Below are 16,348 nucleotides of genomic sequence, written 5' to 3' on the forward strand. Positions count from 1 at the left end.
TCGTGTGCTGCGGGAGGGGAGATGCCCCTCGTCACCTGGTCGTTCATCAGTTACGCCGCCGGTCTCCTCCTGGGATTCGGCGGCGTCGTCGTGGCGGGAGCTGTGGTGGGGGCGTGTGCGGGCTTGGCGGCGCTCGCGCGCCGCGCCTGGGTGCATGCGGTCGCCGCGCTCGCACTCGTGGGGGGCGTGGCGGTTGGGGCGCAGTCGCGCCGCGCCGACGCCGCGTGCGCGCGTGACGTGCGCCAGCACGGGCGCGCGACAATCCTGCTGCGCAGCGACCTGGCCCCCGGGCGCGCGGGGCGCGGCATCGTGCAGCGGGACGGATGCGCAGTGCGTGTCCGCGTACGGGTGCGCCGCGGTGGTGCGGCGGCTGGCAGCGCGATCGACGTCGATGGGACGTTCGCGCAGCGCGGCGACGTGCTCGACGTCGTCGACGGCAACGTCCAGCTCCTGCGTCCGCCCGGGGCGCTGGCGCGCTGGCGTGCGTGGACGGCCTCACGCATCGACCGGCTCTATGGCCGTGACGCGCCGCTCGCGCGCGCCCTCCTCCTCGCCGACGCCGATGACCTCGACCGCGAACTTCGCGATCGCTTTGCCGAGGCGGGGATCATCCACATGCTGTCGGTGTCGGGGCTGCATGTGGGGATCATCGCCGCCGCGGTGCGGACGCTGGCCATCGCGGCGCGCGCCGGGAGCCTGGCGGCCGACCTCGTGTCGTTAGGAACGACGCTGGCATTCGTGGGCTTCATTGGCGTGCCGCCGCCGGCGGTGCGTTCCGCGGCCATGCTGGGGCTGTCGGTGGTTGCGCGACTGCGCCAGCGCCCCACGGCGCCGTGGGGGATCTGGGCGGCGTCGTGCGCCTTTCCCCTCCTGGAGCCGCACGTGGTGCTCGACCTGGGGTGGCAGTTGAGCGTGGTGGGAATGGCGGGGCTCCTGGCCAGTGCGCGGGCGGTGCGGCGCGCAACGCGTGACCTCCGCGGCTGGCGCCGAACGGTGGTGGCGTCGATGGTGGCAACCACCGTGGCGTCGGCAACGACGGCGCCGCTGGTGGCGTGGGTCTTTGGCCGAGTGAGCCTTGCGGCGGTGCTGACGAACGTCGTGGCGGCGCCGCTGTTCGGCGTTGCGCAGCCACTCCTCTTTGCCTCGCTGGTGGCGCTGCCGTTGCAGGCGCTGGCTCGCCCGCTGGCGGAGGCGGCGCGAAGTGCGCTCTGGCTTATCGACCTCGTGGCGCGTGCGGGGGCGGCGCTCCCGTGGGCGGCTGTTCGCGCCGAGCCGGACGTGATGACGGCGTGCTTCCTTGGCGTTGCCGCGGTCGCTGGCATGGTCGCCCTCGTGGGGCACTGGTGGCGCCGGCCGGCGTGTCTCTCGTTAGGCGCGGTGGCACTGGCGACGTGGTGGCCCATGCTCCGGCCCGGGCCCGGGCGCCTGGAGCTGCACATGATCGACGTGGGGCAGGGGGACGCGCTGGCGCTGCGCACGCCGCGCGGGCGATGGCTCGTGGTGGATGCGGGCGGTGGATGGCGGGGCGGGGATGCGGGAGCAACCATCGTCTGGCCGTACCTGCGGCGCATGGGCGGCGACGTGGTGTACCTGACCATGACGCACCCTCACCTGGACCACATTGGTGGTGCGGCGAGCGTCCTGTCGCGTTCCGGGGCAGACACGGTCTGGGACGGTGCCTATGTCTCGGCAAACCCGTCGTATCGTGACTTGCTGCGTGAGGCGCGCCGGCGTGCACGAGCGTGGCGGCGCGTTGCGGCTGGCGACTCGATCGTCTTCGACGGTGTGGTGGTGCGAGTCCTCGCCCCCGAGGCGGCGTGGATCGCGACGCTCGACGCCGCACGCGGCGGCTCGTCAGGCGGCGATCCCAACGAGGCAAGCGTGGTGCTGCAAGTCGAGCTCGGGGCGCGCCGATTCCTGCTCACCGGCGACGCCGAGGCGGGGGAGGAGGCGTGGCTGCTCGCGCGCTACGGCGAGGCGTTGCGGAGCGACGTGCTCAAGGTGGGGCATCACGGGAGCAACACGAGTTCGACGCCGGCCTTTCTCGATGCGGTGCATCCGCGCGTGGCGCTCGTGTCGGTCGGGGCGGGAAATCGGTACGGCCACCCCGCCGATCACGTGTTGCAGTCGCTCGACGAGCGCGGTGTTCACCTGTTGCGCACCGACGACGATGGGACGATAGTCGTATCGACCGATGGCAGCGATCTCGAGGTGCGCTCGGGGGCATCGCGATGGCGTGACGCTTCCGCGGGGCCTCCTGCAGGGAGGTAGGGGCGAGGCAGCGCCGAGGGCGCCGCGCCGCCGATTTCTCCCCGGAATCGTCGCGAAGGCGAACAACGGTGGAACTTTTTGGGAGTCGCGATGGTGGGATGGCTGCTGAAAACGATTGCAGGAGAGCGCGAAGCGATTTCGCCGGAGTTGCTCTCCGCGTTTCCCGAGTTGGGCCGTGTGCGACTGCGCCGCGGAGGGGTGCTGCCACGCGTGGGTGGATGGAGCCTGGGGCGGTCGACGGTCGCCGGGATCACTTTCGGGCGCACCGTCTGGCTCGGCACGAATGCCCGGGCGTCGGCGGAATTACTCTTGCACGAGCTTCGGCACGTTCATCAGTTTGAGTCCGTCCAGGCCTTCCCGCTTCGATACGTGTGGGAGTCGCTGCGGCGCGGCTACCACCACAATCGGTTCGAAGTGGACGCGCGCCAGTTCGCGATGGAACGCGTGCGTCCCAACTCCGGTCTCCCATCCAGCGAGGGCGCGTAGACGTGGTCAAGCATACTGCCACCTCCGTCGTCACGATCGAGCGGTTCATCATCGAGCAGGAGCGGCTGTTTCCCGAGGCCACGGGCTCGCTCTCGGCCATCCTCTACGACATCGCGCTCGCCGCGAAGATGATCGCCAGCAAGGTGCGACGCGCCGGGTTGGTCGACATCCTCGGCTCGATGGAATCCGAGAACGTGCAGGGCGAGATCCAGCAGAAGCTCGACGTCTTCGCCAACGAGACGATCATCAAGGCGATGGACCACACCGGGCGGCTCTGCGCGATGGCGTCGGAAGAAGAGCCCGACATCATCCACATCCCCGAGCAGTTCAAGTGCGGGAACTACGTCCTGCTCTTCGATCCGCTCGACGGCTCGTCGAACATCGACGTGAACGTCCCCGTCGGGACGATCTTCTCCGTGATGCGGAAGATCACCCGCGGCCCGCACGGCGAAATGGAGGACATGCTGCAGCCCGGGCGTCGCCAGGTGGCCGCCGGCTACATCATCTACGGCTCCAGCACGATGCTCGTGTACACCACCGGCCAGGGGGTGCACGGCTTCACGCTCGACCCGTCCATCGGCGAGTTCCTCCTGTCGCACGTCGACATCAAGATCCCGCAGCGCGGGCGCTACCTCTCCGTCAACGATTCGTACGAGAAGTACTGGGACGACAACGTGAAGGCGCTCATGCGGCGCTATCGCGGGCTCGATGGGGAGCAGAAGGCGATGAGCGTCCGTTACGTCGGGTCGCTCGTGGCCGACTTTCATCGCAACCTGCTTGGCGGCGGCGTCTTCGTGTATCCCGCCAACTCGCAGTCGCCGCGCGGCAAGTTGCGCCTGCTGTATGAGGCCAATCCGCTGGCGTTCATCGCCAAGGAAGCGGGTGGCGCCGCCATCGACGGCGTGCAGGACATCCTGGATGTGCAGCCGCTCGAGTTGCACCAGCGTGTTCCCCTCTACATCGGGAGCCGCGACGAGATCAACACCGCCCGCGACCTCCTGTCGCGCCAGTTGGCAGCAGTCGGATAGTTCGCTCCCCCCAGGGCAGCGCCGAACGGGATGGCCGCACGCGGTCGTCCCGTTCGACGTTCGGGGCGGGGGATGTACCTTTCGCGCATGTCCAATCCCTCCGAGTCCCGCCGGTCGCCGTCAGGCATCGACGTGCACGCCGTGTACCGCCCCGCCGATGCAGCGGGCGACTATTCGCAGTCGTTAGGCGACCCCGGCACCTTCCCGTTCACGCGTGGCGTCCAGCCCACCATGTACCGCGGGCGCCTGTGGACCATGCGGCAGTACGCGGGCTTCGGGACGGCGGCAGAAACCAACACGCGCTTCCGTCACCTCCTCGCCGCCGGGCAGACCGGACTCTCCGTCGCCTTCGACCTTCCCACGCAGATGGGGATCGATAGCGATGCTCCGCGCGCGCTGGGCGAAGTGGGGCGCGTTGGCGTGGCGATCGACACCGTCGAGGACATGCACGCGCTGCTGCTCGACCTCCCGCTCGACAAGGTGTCGACGTCGATGACGATCAATGCCACCGCCGCCACCCTGCTGGCGATGTACATCGTGGTGGCGGAAGAACGCGGCATCGCGCGCGCGCAGGTGAGCGGGACGATCCAGAACGACCTACTCAAGGAGTACATCGCGCGCGGGACCTACATCTACCCGCCCGGCCCCTCGCTTCGACTCATCGCCGACATCTTCCGCTTCTGTGCGGCCGAGGTGCCCAACTGGAACCCCATCTCGATCTCGGGCTACCACATTCGCGAGGCGGGGGCGACGGCGGTGCAGGAGCTGGCGTTCACCTTTGCCAACACGCTCGAGTACGTGCGCCAGGCCATCGCGGCGGGGTTACCGGTGGATCGCTTCGCACCGCGCCTCTCCTTCTTCTTCGCGGCGCACAACGACCTGTTCGAGGAGGTGGCCAAGTTCCGCGCCGCGCGCCGCATCTACGCGCGCCTGATGCGCGAGCGCTTCGGCGCCAGCGATGCGTCGTGCCGCCTGCGATTCCACACGCAGACGGGGGGCGTGACGCTCACGGCGCAGCAGCCGCTCAACAACGTGGTGCGGGTGGCAGTGCAGACGCTGGCCGCCACGTTAGGCGGGACGCAGTCGCTGCACACCAACGGCTACGACGAGGCGCTCGCCCTCCCCACGGCCGAGGCGGCGACACTCGCGCTGCGCACGCAGCAGGTGGTGGCCTACGAGTCGGGGGTGGCGTCGACGGTCGATCCGCTGGCGGGGTCGTACTACGTGGAGGCGCTGACCGACGAACTCGAGCGGCAGACGCTCGAACTCCTGGCCAAGGTGGACGAGATGGGAGGCGCCGAGCGCGCCATTGCCGCCGGCTTCTTCCAGGACGAGATCGCCCGCAGCGCGTACGCGCACCAACTGCGCGTGGAGTCGGGAGAGACGGTGGTGGTGGGGGTGAATCGGTTCGACGACGGGCGCGACCCTCCCATCATAGCGTCGCCCGACTTTTCACGGCTCGAGCTCGAGCAGGTGCAGCGGCTGCGCGCGGTGAAGGCAACGCGCGACCGGGAACGAGTCGACGCCTCGCTCGCGGCGTTGTCGGCGGCGGCCGCCCCCTACGCGGACCGGTCGGACGGAGCGTCCGGCGGCTGGGGCCCTGAGGGGGCGGGCGTGCTGCCGACGCTGATGCCGCTCATCATCGACGCCGTTCGCGCGCGTGGCTCGGTTGGGGAAATCAGCGATACGCTGGAGCGAAGCTGGGGGCAGTTCCGGCCGGCGTGATGCGGCGGGCGGTTGAGCCGCGACCTTCGCGCGGCTAAGTTATTGACGCTGTAACGCTTGCATTCCTCCAACGACGCATGCCGACTTACGAGTTTCGCTGCCCCGACGGGACGATCATCGAACGGTCCTTCAAGATCTCGGAAGTGCCCGACCAGATTCCCGCCCCCGACGGCTCGGGGATGGCCGTGCGCCTCATCTCCGGTGGCGCTGGGCTGATATTCAAGGGTTCCGGCTTCTACATCACCGACTACGGCAAGGACGGGAAGAAGGACCAGCGCGCGAATGCCGCGTCGTCGGGTGGCGACGCCAAGTCGGGCGAGTCGAAGTCCGGGGACGCGAAGTCCGGCGAGTCGAAGTCCGGGGATTCGAAGTCGGGTGGGAGTAGCGCGTCGGGCGGTGGAGGATCGTCATCGTCGTCGTCCTCCTCTTCATCGTCGTCGGGATCCGGGTCGTCCGGCAAGTCGAGCGGCGGCGAATGACGCCGGAAACGATCCTGCGCGACGCGCTGCGCGAGGCGGCGGTCGCCCTGGGTGCTCCCGCCGACTTCCAGCCGCAACTCGAGCGCCCGCGTGACCCCTCGTTCGGGGACTGGGCGAGCAACGCGGCGATGAGCCTGGCGCGAGCGCTCAAGCGCAAGCCGCTCGACATTGCGCACGATCTCGTGGCGCGACTGGACGTGGCAAAGGCGGGCGTATCGGAGGCCTACATCGCCGGTGCAGGGTTCATCAACTTCCGCCTGGCGGCGGGGGCGGAGGCCAAGGGGCTCGTGGAACTGCTGGCGGCCGGTCGCGCCTACGGACGGACGGCCGAAGGGGCGGGGCGGGTGGTGAACGTCGAGTTTGTCTCCGCAAACCCTACCGGGCCGCTGCATGTGGGGCACGGGCGGCAGGCGGCGTTAGGCGACGCGATCTCCACGCTGTTGGAGTGGACCGGGTGGACGGTCACGCGCGAGTTCTACTACAACGACGCCGGGGTGCAGATCGCGAACCTCGCGCGCTCGGTGCAGGCGCGGGTGCGCGAGCTGGCGACCGGGGTGGCGGAGATCCCCGAGGGGGGCTACCACGGCGAGTACATCCGCGACATCGCGCGCGACTACGTGGCGCAGCATGCCGCCGACGCCGCCGGCCACGACCTCGAGGCGATCCGCGCCTTTGCCGTGGCCTACCTGCGCGGCGAGCAGGACAAGGATCTGCAGGCATTTGGCGTCACGTTCGACGTGTACTACCTGGAGTCGTCGCTCTATAGCGAGGGGAAGGTCGACGAGACGGTGCAGATGCTGCGCGCGGCCGGGCAGACGTTCGACAAGGACGGCGCGCTCTGGCTGCGCACGACCGAGTATGGTGACGACAAGGACCGCGTGATGCGGAAGTCGGACGGGACGTACACGTACTTCCTCCCCGACGTGGCGTATCACCTGGCCAAGTGGCGGCGCGGCTTCACGCGCGCCATCGACGTGCAGGGGGCGGACCATCACAGCACCGTGACGCGCGTGCGCGCTGGGCTGCAGGCGTTAGGCGTGGGGATCCCGCAGGGGTACCCCGAGTACGAGCTGCACCAGATGGTGACGGTGATGAAGGGGGGTGAGGAGGTGAAGATCTCCAAGCGGGCCGGCGCCTACGTCACCGTGCGCGACCTGATCGACGAGGTGGGGCGCGACGCGGTGCGCTACTTCCTCCTCATGCGCAAGTCGGACTCGCAGCTCGTCTTTGACGTCGACGTGGCGCGCGCGCAGAGCGAGGAGAACCCGGTGTACTACATCCAGATGGCGCATGCGCGCGTCTGCGGGATCTTCCGCGTGGGCGAGATCGATGCCGCGACGCTCACCGGCGAGGGGGTGGATTGGCGGGCGCTGGTGGAGGACGATGAGCGAGAGCTGGTGAAGTCGTTGTTGGGCTTTCCAGGGTTGGTCACCGCCGCGGCGCGCACCCTCGCCCCGCACCTCGTGGCTTCGTACCTCCTCGACACCGCCCGCCAGGTGCACACATGGTACCACAAGCATCACGTGCTGGGTGAGCCCGAGCCGATTCGTTCCGCCCGCCTGGCGCTGGCCAGGGCGGCGCAGGTCACGCTGGCCAACGGCCTGGCGATTCTCGGGATCGCGGCGCCGGAACGCATGTAGGAAGGGCAAACGGGTGACGGGAGACGGGGGTGCGCGCTACGCGCGCGGTTCGTCGACCACTCACGCCGCTCATCCCCCCGGACTTTGCAGGGCTCACTCGCACTCGCGTCGGTTCAACTCCCGTCTCCCGTCTCCCGTCTCCCGTCTCTCGGTATGTCCGTTCTCGTCGTAGGCTCCGTCGCGCTGGACTCCGTCGAAACTCCCTTTGGCAAGGCCGATGAGGTGCTCGGTGGCTCGGGGACCTTCTTCTCGGCTTCGGCCAGTCACCTGACGACCGTCAAGCTGGTTGGGGTGGTGGGGAGCGACTATCCGGTGGAGAAGCTGGCGCCGTTAGGCGCGCGGGGGGTGGACCTGTCGGGGGTGGAGCAGGCGGAGGGTGAGTCGTTTCGCTGGCGGGGGCGCTACCGGCACGACCTCAACTCGGCGGAGACGCTGGAGACACGGCTGGGGGTCTTTTCGCACTTCCGTCCCAAGATTCCCGATCAGTTCCGCCGAGCGCCGTACGTCTTCCTGGCCAACATCGACCCGCGATTGCAGCTGGACGTGCTGCGCCAGGTGGAGAAGCCGGAGCTGGTGGCGTGCGACACGATGAACTTCTGGATCGAGAGCCGGCGCAGCGACCTGATGGAGCTGCTCACGCACGTCGACGTGCTCCTGCTCAACGACAGCGAGGCGCGGCAGCTCACCGAGCACTCGAACCTGGTCAAGGCGTCGCGGTGGATCCTGGGGCGTGGCCCGCGCGTCGTGATCATCAAGAAGGGGGAGCACGGCGCCTTCATGTTCACCGAGCGCTCCGTCTTCTTCGCGCCCGCGTACCCGCTGGAGGATGTCTTCGACCCCACGGGGGCTGGCGACTCGTTCGCCGGCGGTTTCATGGGATACCTCGCGCGGACCGGCAAGCTCGACGAGGAGCACATGCGGCGCGCCGTGGTGTATGGCTCGGCGATGGGATCGTTTGCGGTCGAGAAGTTCTCGATCGAGCGCCTGCTCGAACTGGACCAGGCGGTGATCCACGAGCGGCTCAATGAGTTCCGCCGCCTCGTGGCATTCCAGGAGGAGTTGCCGAGGTGACCAACGGGGGACAGCAGGCGGGGCTGAGCTATCGGGCGGCCGGCGTCGACATCGAGGCGGCCGACGACGCGAAGACGCGGATCGGCAAGCTGGTCGAGTCGACGCGCACGGCCGGGTGCCTGGGGGCGTTTGGCGCCTTTGGCGGGATGTTCCGCGCCCCCACTGGCGGCGCGCCGATCCTGGTGGCCAGCGCCGACGGCGTGGGCACCAAGATCAAGGTCGCGATCGAGGCCGGCCGGCACGACACGGTTGGGCACTGCCTCGTGAACCACTGCGTCAACGACATCCTGGCGCAGGGGGCGACGCCGCTCTTCTTCCTCGACTACGTCGCCTTCGGGGCGTTGCAGCCGTCGGTGGTCGAGGCGGTGGTGGCGGGGGTGGCTGCCGGCTGCCGCGAGAACGCCTGCGCCCTGATCGGTGGCGAGACGGCCGAGATGCCGGGGCTGTACACGCCGCCCGACTACGACCTGGCGGGCTTCATCGTGGGCACGGTGCAGGAAGGGGAGACGTTAGGCGCCGACCGCGTGCGCGCGGGCGACGTCCTCATCGGTTTCGAGAGCTCGGGGCTGCACACCAACGGCTACTCGCTGGCGCGTCGCATCGTGGGCGAACGCATGCAGCTGACGGTGAACGATCCGTTTCCCGGCGAGGCGGGGGCGACCGTGGCCGACGTGCTGCTGCGCGTGCATCGCTCCTACCTGTCGGCGGTGCGCCCGGTGCTGGGGCGCGTTCGTGCGCTGGCGCACATCACGGGGGGCGGGCTTCCCGGCAACCTCAATCGGGCGCTCCCCGCCACGCTCGACGCCATTGTCGACACGCGCAGCTGGGAAATCCCGAATGTCTTCCGCGTCCTCGAGGCGGCGGGAGGGGTGGCGCGCGACGAGATGTTCCGCGCCTTCAACATGGGGGTGGGGCTGGTGGTCGTTGCCGATCCCGCCGACGCGTCGTCGGTCCTCCAGTCGGCGGCCGATGCCGGCGTGCGGGCCTGGCACCTCGGGCACGTGGCGCCGGGGAGCGGCCAGGTGCAACTCGCAGCGGCGCCGTAGCGGCGCCGCTCGCGTCCCTCGCTGGAGGTTGGAGATGTCAGGTCGCGCAGTTCCCCGCCAGTTCGCACCATGCATCGTGCGCCGCCCGCAATGGCTGGCAGCGCGCGCCGTCGTGTTCGCGGCGGCGCTGGCTGTGGAGATCTTCGCTGCCGCGCCGTGTACCGCCGGCGCACAAGGCGGGAGCATCGATGCGCAGTGCGGCACGGCAACGCTCAACGAGCGCGTGACCCAGGACGCCTGCCAGAAGGCGATCGACCTGTTCCAGTTCATGGCCCCCCAACTCGGCGCTGCGCTCTCCGGGGGGAACGCCGTGCTGGGGGAGCACTCCGCGCTCCGCGGGTTCGGCCACTTCTCCCTCGGCCTTCGCGCCAACGCGGTGCAGGGACGGCTCCCGCGTGTCGACGAGCGCACGCCGTCGCTCACTGGCGCGGTGTCCAGCAGCTACACCACGACAGCGGAGTTCATCCCCGCACCGGTGGTGGACGCCGCAGTGGGGCTCTTTCGCGGATTTCCGTTCGCGGGGAGCTACGCGTTAGGCGTGGACGCCCTGGTCAACATCGCCTACATCCCGTCGGTCGATGCCACCGGGCTCTCCGTGAATGTTCCCGATGGGTCGCTCAAGTTCGGTTTCGGCGGCCGACTTGGCCTCCTGGCCGAGACGTTCGTGACCCCGGGTATCTCGGTGACTGTCATCCGGCGCGAACTCCCGACCGTGAACGTACGCGGGCGCGTGTCGGGAGATGACATCCGCGTCGACGACGTGCAGGTGCGGACCACCGCCTGGCGCGTGGTGGCGGGAAAGAACCTCACCGTCTTCGGTCTCGCCGTCGGAGCGGGGCAGGACAGCTACGATACGCGCGCCGATGCCCAAGTGACCGTCAACCGCACGTCGCCGGCGGTGACGTCGGGGGTGATGCACGCGCGCCAGACGCTCACGCGCACCAACATCTTCGCCAACGCCTCGCTCAACCTCGCCTCGGCGCGCCTGGTGGCGGAGATCGGGCGGGCCAGCGGCGGCACGCTGTCGACGTTCAATACCTTCGACGCTCACCGCGCCGACGATCCGCGCAGCTACGCGTCGTTGGGGCTGCGCGTGAGCTGGTAGCGATGGCCCGGCGCAAGACGCCCCCCGCCACCGCGGCGGGCCTTGCCGACGAGGCGCGCGACGGGGCGCGCGACGGGGCGCGCGACGGGGCGCGCGACGATACGCGCTTCATGCGACGCGCCCTGCTCCTCGCGGCGCGCGGATGGGGACAGGTCTCGCCCAATCCGCTGGTGGGGGCGGTGGTCGTGAAGGACGGGGCGATTGTCGGCGAAGGGCACCACGCGGCATTCGGGCGCGACCACGCCGAGGTGGTGGCGTTAGGCAGGGCGGGGACGCAGGCCCGCGGCAGCACGGTGTACGTCACGCTGGAACCGTGCAACCACCACGGGAAGACGCCGCCGTGCACCGAGGCGCTGATCGCCGCCGGCGTCTCGCGCGTGGTCGTCGCCGTGCGCGACCCGCACCCCATTGCATCTGGCGGCGCGGAACGGCTGCGCGCCGCGGGGCTCACGGTGGACATCGGGACCTGTGCCGCCGAGGCGCGCGAACTCATCGCCCCCTTCCTCCACGCCACCGCTTCCGACCGCCCGTTTGTCACGCTCAAGCTGGCCGTCTCCATCGACGGTGCGCTCGCCGATCACACCCGCAAGACCGGGTGGCTCACCGGCCCCGAGGCGCGCGCCGAGGTGCATCGGTGGCGCGCGCAACACGACGCCGTCGGCGTCGGCATGGGGACCGTCCTCGCTGACGATCCCTCGCTCACCGTGCGCGACGCCAACGCGCCGCGCATCCCGCCGGTGCGCGTCGTCTTCTCTCGTTCGGGGCGGCTCCCGGTCACCAGCGTCCTGGCGCGCACCGCGCGCGACATCCCGGTCGTCGTCCTGGCGCACGACCCCGACCCGGCCTACGAGGCGACGCTCAACGAGATGGGCGTGGATGTCGTCCCGGCGTCGTCGCTGGGCGAGGCGCTGCGTGCGCTGCGTGCGCGCGGCGTTCACTCCATCCTGATCGAGGGAGGGGCGCGCCTCGCCGGCTCGTTCCTCTTCGATCGCCTCGCCGATCGGCTCATGGTCTTCACGGCACCGGTAATCCTCGGCACTGGCTCGCTCAACGCCTTTGTTCTCGCCCCCGCGCAGCGCGCCGACGGAGCGTCGCGGCTGCGGGTAATCGAGCGTACTTCATTCGGCGACGACGTCATGACGATCTACGCGCTGGACGGCGCCGCCGGCGCCCCATCGCCCACCCCCGACGCCCCAAACGGAGGGCCGTGATGTTCACCGGCCTGGTGGAAGACGTCGGCACGATTGTCGGCGTGGAGACAAACGAGGCGGGGCGCGAGTTCCGCATCGCCTGTCGACACGACGACCTGTCGCTGGGCGAGAGCATCGCGTGCGCGGGCGCCTGCCTCACGGTGCGCGACTGCGGTCCGGGATGGTTCACCGTAGCTGCCGTGACCACGACGCTGGGGCGCACCACGATCGGGGAGTGGGGAGAGGGGCGCCGGCTCAACCTCGAGCGCTCGCTGCGGGCCGGTGACAGGCTGGGAGGGCACATCGTGCAGGGGCACGTGGACGGCGTGGGAGAGGTCGTTGCGACGGTGCGGAGCGGCGACGCCTGGCTGATCGAGATCGCAGTCCCCGCGGAGATCGCGGAGCTCCTGGTGCCGCATGGCTCGGTCTGCGTGGACGGGGTGAGCCTGACGGTGAACGAGATCCCGCGCCCCGGGATTCTCCAGGTGTCGATCATCGAGTACACCCTTCGGCACACCACGCTGGGCGAGCTGTCGGTGGGCGATCGTGTCCACCTCGAGGGCGATGTGGTCGGGAAGTTCGTGCGCACACTCGTGCGCCCGTACGTCTCGGGCGGGGGAGGCGTGTAGCGGGGAGGCGCGAGGGGGGCACGGCGCGCACCCCGCTCGGAGGCGACCACAAGCTTTGGGCAAGCCCACCAACGGGTTACGTTTTACCCATGGCATTCGGAACTGTACAGCAGGCGATCGAGGATCTCCGCAACGGCAAGTTCGTCGTCGTGGCGGACGATGAGGATCGGGAGAACGAGGGCGACCTGGTCTGCGCCGCGGAGCTGGTCACGCCCGAGATGGTCAATTTCATGCTCAAGGCCAAGGGGATGATCTGCGTTGCCCTCCCGGCCGAGCGTGTGTCGCAACTGGGTCTCTCGATGCAGGCCCGCGAGAACACCGAGTCGATGAAGACCGCGTTCACGGTCTCGATCGACGGCGCGCCGAAGTACGGCGTCTCCACGGGGATCTCGGCCTCCGATCGCGCCATCACCATTCGGCTCGCCGCCGATCCCACCAAGGGGGCCGACGACGTGCGAACCCCCGGGCACGTGCACCCGCTCAAGGCGCGGCATGGCGGGGTGCTGCAGCGGGTGGGGCACACCGAGGCGGCGGTCGACCTGTGCCGCCTGGCCGGGATGCAGCCCGCCGGGGTGATTTGCGAGATCCTCAACGAGGACGGGCTCACGATGAAGCGTGACGAGCTCGACGCCTTTTCCAGCGCGCACGGCCTCACCTTCATCACCGTTGCCGACCTGGTGGCGCACCGCCTCACGAACGAGCGGCTGGTGCATCGCGCCGCCGACGCCCGGCTGCCTAACGATCTTGGTGGCGATGCGTGGCGCATCGTGGGCTATCGCAACGACGTCGACGATCGCGAGCACGTGGCGCTGGTGTACGGCGACGTGGGGAACGGCGAGAACGTCCTCGTGCGCATGCACTCCAAGTGCCTTACCGGCGACGTCTTCCACTCGCGGCGCTGCGATTGCGGCTGGCAGTTGCACAAGGCGATGGAGATGATTGCCGAGGAGGGGAAGGGGGTCATCGTCTATCTCGACCAGGAAGGGCGCGGCATCGGCCTCATCAACAAGCTGCGCGCCTACGAGCTGCAGGATCAGGGACACGACACGGTCGAGGCCAACGAGAAGCTCGGCTTCAAGTCCGACCTGCGGAACTACGGCGTGGGGGCGCAGATCCTCCTCGACCTCGGGGTGAAGTCGATTCGCGTGATGACCAACAACCCGATGAAGCTGGTCGGGCTCAAGGGGTACGGCCTCGAGCTCGTGGACCGGGTGCGCATCGCGGCGCCGAGCAACGAGGAGAACGCCTCGTACCTCGAGACCAAGCGCACCAAGATGGGCCACCTCCTCAATACCTGATCCCAACCGGTTCCGCGGCATGCCCGAATACACAGGTGCGAGCGAGGGGGCGCATCGACGAATCGCCGTCGTCGTCTCGCGCTTCAACGAGACCATCACGCAGCGGCTGGTGGAGGGGGCGCTGGACGCGCTCACTCGGCACGGGGTTGCCTTCGACGACGTCGATGTCTTCTGGGTCCCCGGGGCGTGGGAGCTGCCGTTCGCGGCGCGGCGCGTCCTGGCCAGCGATCGCTACGACGCCTGCGTGGCGTTAGGCGCGGTGATCCGCGGCGATACGCCGCACTTCGACATCGTGGCCAACGAGAGCGCGCGCGGGCTGATGCAGGCCAGCGCGGAGCTGGACGTTCCCGTCGCGAATGGCGTACTCACCTGCGACACGATGGAGCAGGCCGAGGCGCGAGCTGGCGGGGCACACGGCAACAAGGGATGGGACGCGGCGATGGCGGCGCTGGAGATGGCGGACCTCTTCGGGCGACTCGATGCCGCTGACGAAGGCTGACCAACGGTTGCGGCGCCGCGCGCGCGCGCGGACGCTGCAGGCGCTCTACGCGTGGGACGTGGCGCACGAAGGCGCGATTGCCGGCGTGACGCAGCGCATGTGGGACGACATGGCCCTTGGCGCCGGCGAGCGCGCCTTCGCCACCCCGCTCATCCGCATGGTCGAAGCGCATGGTTCGCGCATCGATGCCACGCTCGCCGACCTCACCACCAACTGGCGCCTCGAGCGCGTGGGGGCCATCGAGCGCGCGGCGCTGCGCCTCGGGGCCGCGGAGCTGATGTACGGCGGGAGCGACGAGCGTGAGCCCACGCCGCCGCGCGTCACCATCCAGGAGACGGTGCTGCTGACGGAGCGCTTCGGGAGCGCCGAGAGTGCGCGCTTCGTGAACGGCGTCCTGGACGCGCTGGCGCGAAAGCTCGGGAGGATCTAGTTGCGCCTCCTGCTCGTGAACTGGCAGGATCGGGAGAACCCGCAGGCCGGGGGCGCCGAGATCCACCTGCACGAGATCTTTGGGCGCCTGGCGGCACGCGGGCATGAGGTGACGCTGCTCTGCGGCGGGTGGCCCGGCTCCCCACCGGAGGCACAGCTCGACGGGATGCGCGTCGTGCGCGTCGGGACGCGCTACACCTTTCCATTCCTGGCCCGGCGCGCCTACCGCGAGCGCTTCGCCGCGGGTGCGTTCGACGCGATCGTCGAGGACATCAACAAGGTCCCGCTCTTCACCCCGCGCTGGGGAACGACGCCAGTGGTCGGCGTGGTCCCGCACCTGTTTGGGGGGACGGCGTTCCAGGAGGTGCCAGCGCCACTGGCGGCGATGGTCTGGCTCGCCGAGCGCCCGATCCCCGTCGTCTATCGCGGCGTCCCGTTCCAGGTGATCAGCGAGAGCACCGCCGACGACCTGGTGCAGCGCGGGATCCCGCGCGCCCTGATCCGCGTGATCTACTGCGGGATCGATTCGGTGGCCTACACACCGGCGGCAGGGACGCGATCGCCGAGCCCCCTATTCGTGTACCTGGGGCGGCTCAAGCGGTATAAGCGAGTCGACCTCATCATTCAGGCATTCGCCCGACTCGGGGATCCCCGCGCACGGCTCGAGATTGCCGGGGGAGGGGATTCCCGCGGCGAGTTGGAACGGCTCGCGCATTCGCTTGACCTTGGCGATCGCGTGCGGTTTCTTGGGCGCATAAGCGAGGACGAGAAGCTGGCCCTCATGCGACGCGCGTGGGCGCTGGCGTTCACGTCTCCGAAGGAGGGGTGGGGGATCACCAACCTCGAGGCGGCCGCGTGCGGGACGCCGGTGATCGCGTCGAATTCGCCGGGGATCCGGGAGTCGGTCCGGGACGGCGAGACGGGTTACCTGGTCCCGCATGGAGACGTCGAGGCGTTGAAGGGGGCGATGGCGCGGATCGTGGCGTCGCCCGCCCTGGTCGAGGTGCTCGGAGCGGCGGGGCGCCGCTTCGCCGAACAGTTCACGTGGGAGCGCTCAGCGAACGAGACGGAGGCGCACCTCGCCGGTGTACTGCAGCCGAATGGAGGATAATCGTCGTGGAAGTCGTCTATCACGCGCATAACGCGGTCATCTCCGACCGCATGAAGGAGCGGGCCACGCGTGGCCTGTCCAAGTTGTCGCAACGCCTCGATCGCGCCGTCGATGCCACGGTGCGCTTCCACCAGGATGGCCCGACGCGCCGCGTCGAGATCCGGCTCAATGCGCCGGGACAGCGCGACCTGGTGGCCGAGGGCTCGGCCCGCTACTACGGACCGGCGCTGAAGATCGCGCTCGCCCACCTGTCGACCCAGGTGGGACACGTGAAGCGGAAGCCGAAGGAAAAGGCCAGCCGCCTCGTGACCGCCTGAGCGCCCCACGACCGGAGACGTCGC

General features: G+C 69.5%; 16 protein-coding genes. All 16 read left to right on the forward strand.

The annotated features are described in order from the left end of the window. Nucleotides 1-21: 21 nt before the first annotated feature. The 16 genes from IT359_06270 to IT359_06345 all read left to right on the forward strand — a co-directional run bounded on the left by IT359_06270 (nucleotide 22) and on the right by IT359_06345 (nucleotide 16,324). The gene (locus IT359_06270; GenBank protein ID MCC6928583.1) at nucleotides 22-2,271 is read left to right on the forward strand and encodes a DNA internalization-related competence protein ComEC/Rec2; all 2,250 of its coding nucleotides are present in this window, start codon (nucleotides 22-24) and stop codon (nucleotides 2,269-2,271) included. 90 nt (nucleotides 2,272-2,361) lie between these two features. Beyond that, a complete protein-coding gene (locus tag IT359_06275) occupies nucleotides 2,362-2,757 on the forward strand; it encodes a hypothetical protein (protein MCC6928584.1) in 396 nt (131 codons plus the stop codon). A 2-nt stretch (nucleotides 2,758-2,759) separates the two neighbouring features. Continuing rightward, complete coding sequence (gene fbp / locus IT359_06280; protein ID MCC6928585.1) at nucleotides 2,760-3,785, forward strand: class 1 fructose-bisphosphatase; 1,026 nt, start codon at nucleotides 2,760-2,762, stop codon at nucleotides 3,783-3,785. A gap of 87 nt (nucleotides 3,786-3,872) precedes the next feature. Further along, nucleotides 3,873-5,510, forward strand: coding sequence for a methylmalonyl-CoA mutase (locus tag IT359_06285; GenBank protein ID MCC6928586.1), 1,638 nt, complete (start codon nucleotides 3,873-3,875; stop codon nucleotides 5,508-5,510). Between the two features lie 77 nt (nucleotides 5,511-5,587). Beyond that, nucleotides 5,588-5,989, forward strand: coding sequence for a hypothetical protein (locus IT359_06290; protein ID MCC6928587.1), 402 nt, complete (start codon nucleotides 5,588-5,590; stop codon nucleotides 5,987-5,989). Continuing rightward, nucleotides 5,986-7,629, forward strand: coding sequence for an arginine--tRNA ligase (locus tag IT359_06295; protein MCC6928588.1), 1,644 nt, complete (start codon nucleotides 5,986-5,988; stop codon nucleotides 7,627-7,629). Before IT359_06290 ends, IT359_06295 begins: the two co-directional genes overlap by 4 nt. A 153-nt stretch (nucleotides 7,630-7,782) precedes the next feature. Beyond that, nucleotides 7,783-8,700: a sugar kinase gene (locus tag IT359_06300; protein MCC6928589.1), complete on the forward strand. Its 918-nt coding sequence runs from the start codon at nucleotides 7,783-7,785 to the stop codon at nucleotides 8,698-8,700. After that, nucleotides 8,697-9,746, forward strand: a complete 1,050-nt coding sequence (locus tag IT359_06305) for a phosphoribosylformylglycinamidine cyclo-ligase (GenBank protein ID MCC6928590.1) — start codon at nucleotides 8,697-8,699, stop codon at nucleotides 9,744-9,746. Before IT359_06300 ends, IT359_06305 begins: the two co-directional genes overlap by 4 nt. Before the next feature lie 76 nt (nucleotides 9,747-9,822). After that, nucleotides 9,823-10,851, forward strand: a complete 1,029-nt coding sequence (locus IT359_06310) for a hypothetical protein (protein ID MCC6928591.1) — start codon at nucleotides 9,823-9,825, stop codon at nucleotides 10,849-10,851. Between the two features lie 2 nt (nucleotides 10,852-10,853). Next, nucleotides 10,854-12,062, forward strand: coding sequence for a bifunctional diaminohydroxyphosphoribosylaminopyrimidine deaminase/5-amino-6-(5-phosphoribosylamino)uracil reductase RibD (ribD, locus tag IT359_06315; GenBank protein MCC6928592.1), 1,209 nt, complete (start codon nucleotides 10,854-10,856; stop codon nucleotides 12,060-12,062). Beyond that, nucleotides 12,062-12,670, forward strand: a complete 609-nt coding sequence (locus tag IT359_06320; protein ID MCC6928593.1) for a riboflavin synthase — start codon at nucleotides 12,062-12,064, stop codon at nucleotides 12,668-12,670. Before ribD ends, IT359_06320 begins: the two co-directional genes overlap by 1 nt. Before the next feature lie 89 nt (nucleotides 12,671-12,759). Next, nucleotides 12,760-13,968, forward strand: a complete 1,209-nt coding sequence (locus tag IT359_06325; GenBank protein ID MCC6928594.1) for a bifunctional 3,4-dihydroxy-2-butanone-4-phosphate synthase/GTP cyclohydrolase II — start codon at nucleotides 12,760-12,762, stop codon at nucleotides 13,966-13,968. Nucleotides 13,969-13,987: 19 nt separating this feature from the next. Beyond that, complete coding sequence (locus tag IT359_06330) at nucleotides 13,988-14,467, forward strand: 6,7-dimethyl-8-ribityllumazine synthase (GenBank protein ID MCC6928595.1); 480 nt, start codon at nucleotides 13,988-13,990, stop codon at nucleotides 14,465-14,467. Beyond that, nucleotides 14,448-14,897 (forward strand): transcription antitermination factor NusB, encoded by a 450-nt coding sequence (gene nusB / locus IT359_06335; GenBank protein MCC6928596.1) that lies wholly within the window; start codon nucleotides 14,448-14,450, stop codon nucleotides 14,895-14,897. Before IT359_06330 ends, nusB begins: the two co-directional genes overlap by 20 nt. Next, nucleotides 14,898-16,007: a glycosyltransferase family 4 protein gene (locus IT359_06340; protein ID MCC6928597.1), complete on the forward strand. Its 1,110-nt coding sequence runs from the start codon at nucleotides 14,898-14,900 to the stop codon at nucleotides 16,005-16,007. A gap of 5 nt (nucleotides 16,008-16,012) precedes the next feature. Then, the gene (locus IT359_06345; protein MCC6928598.1) at nucleotides 16,013-16,324 is read left to right on the forward strand and encodes an HPF/RaiA family ribosome-associated protein; all 312 of its coding nucleotides are present in this window, start codon (nucleotides 16,013-16,015) and stop codon (nucleotides 16,322-16,324) included. Nucleotides 16,325-16,348: the final 24 nt, after the last annotated feature.

Source organism: Gemmatimonadaceae bacterium, assembly GCA_020852815.1.
Classification (GTDB): domain Bacteria; phylum Gemmatimonadota; class Gemmatimonadetes; order Gemmatimonadales; family Gemmatimonadaceae; genus SCN-70-22.

Coding starts and splice junctions, on each gene's coding strand:
- IT359_06270 (MCC6928583.1), top strand. CDS start 22: ATGCCCCTCGTCACCTGGTCGTTCATCAGTTACGCCGCCGGTCTCCTC.
- IT359_06275 (MCC6928584.1), top strand. CDS start 2,362: ATGGTGGGATGGCTGCTGAAAACGATTGCAGGAGAGCGCGAAGCGATT.
- IT359_06285 (MCC6928586.1), top strand. CDS start 3,873: ATGTCCAATCCCTCCGAGTCCCGCCGGTCGCCGTCAGGCATCGACGTG.
- IT359_06290 (MCC6928587.1), top strand. CDS start 5,588: ATGCCGACTTACGAGTTTCGCTGCCCCGACGGGACGATCATCGAACGG.
- IT359_06295 (MCC6928588.1), top strand. CDS start 5,986: ATGACGCCGGAAACGATCCTGCGCGACGCGCTGCGCGAGGCGGCGGTC.
- IT359_06300 (MCC6928589.1), top strand. CDS start 7,783: ATGTCCGTTCTCGTCGTAGGCTCCGTCGCGCTGGACTCCGTCGAAACT.
- ribD (MCC6928592.1), top strand. CDS start 10,854: ATGGCCCGGCGCAAGACGCCCCCCGCCACCGCGGCGGGCCTTGCCGAC.
- IT359_06320 (MCC6928593.1), top strand. CDS start 12,062: ATGTTCACCGGCCTGGTGGAAGACGTCGGCACGATTGTCGGCGTGGAG.
- IT359_06325 (MCC6928594.1), top strand. CDS start 12,760: ATGGCATTCGGAACTGTACAGCAGGCGATCGAGGATCTCCGCAACGGC.
- IT359_06330 (MCC6928595.1), top strand. CDS start 13,988: ATGCCCGAATACACAGGTGCGAGCGAGGGGGCGCATCGACGAATCGCC.
- nusB (MCC6928596.1), top strand. CDS start 14,448: ATGCCGCTGACGAAGGCTGACCAACGGTTGCGGCGCCGCGCGCGCGCG.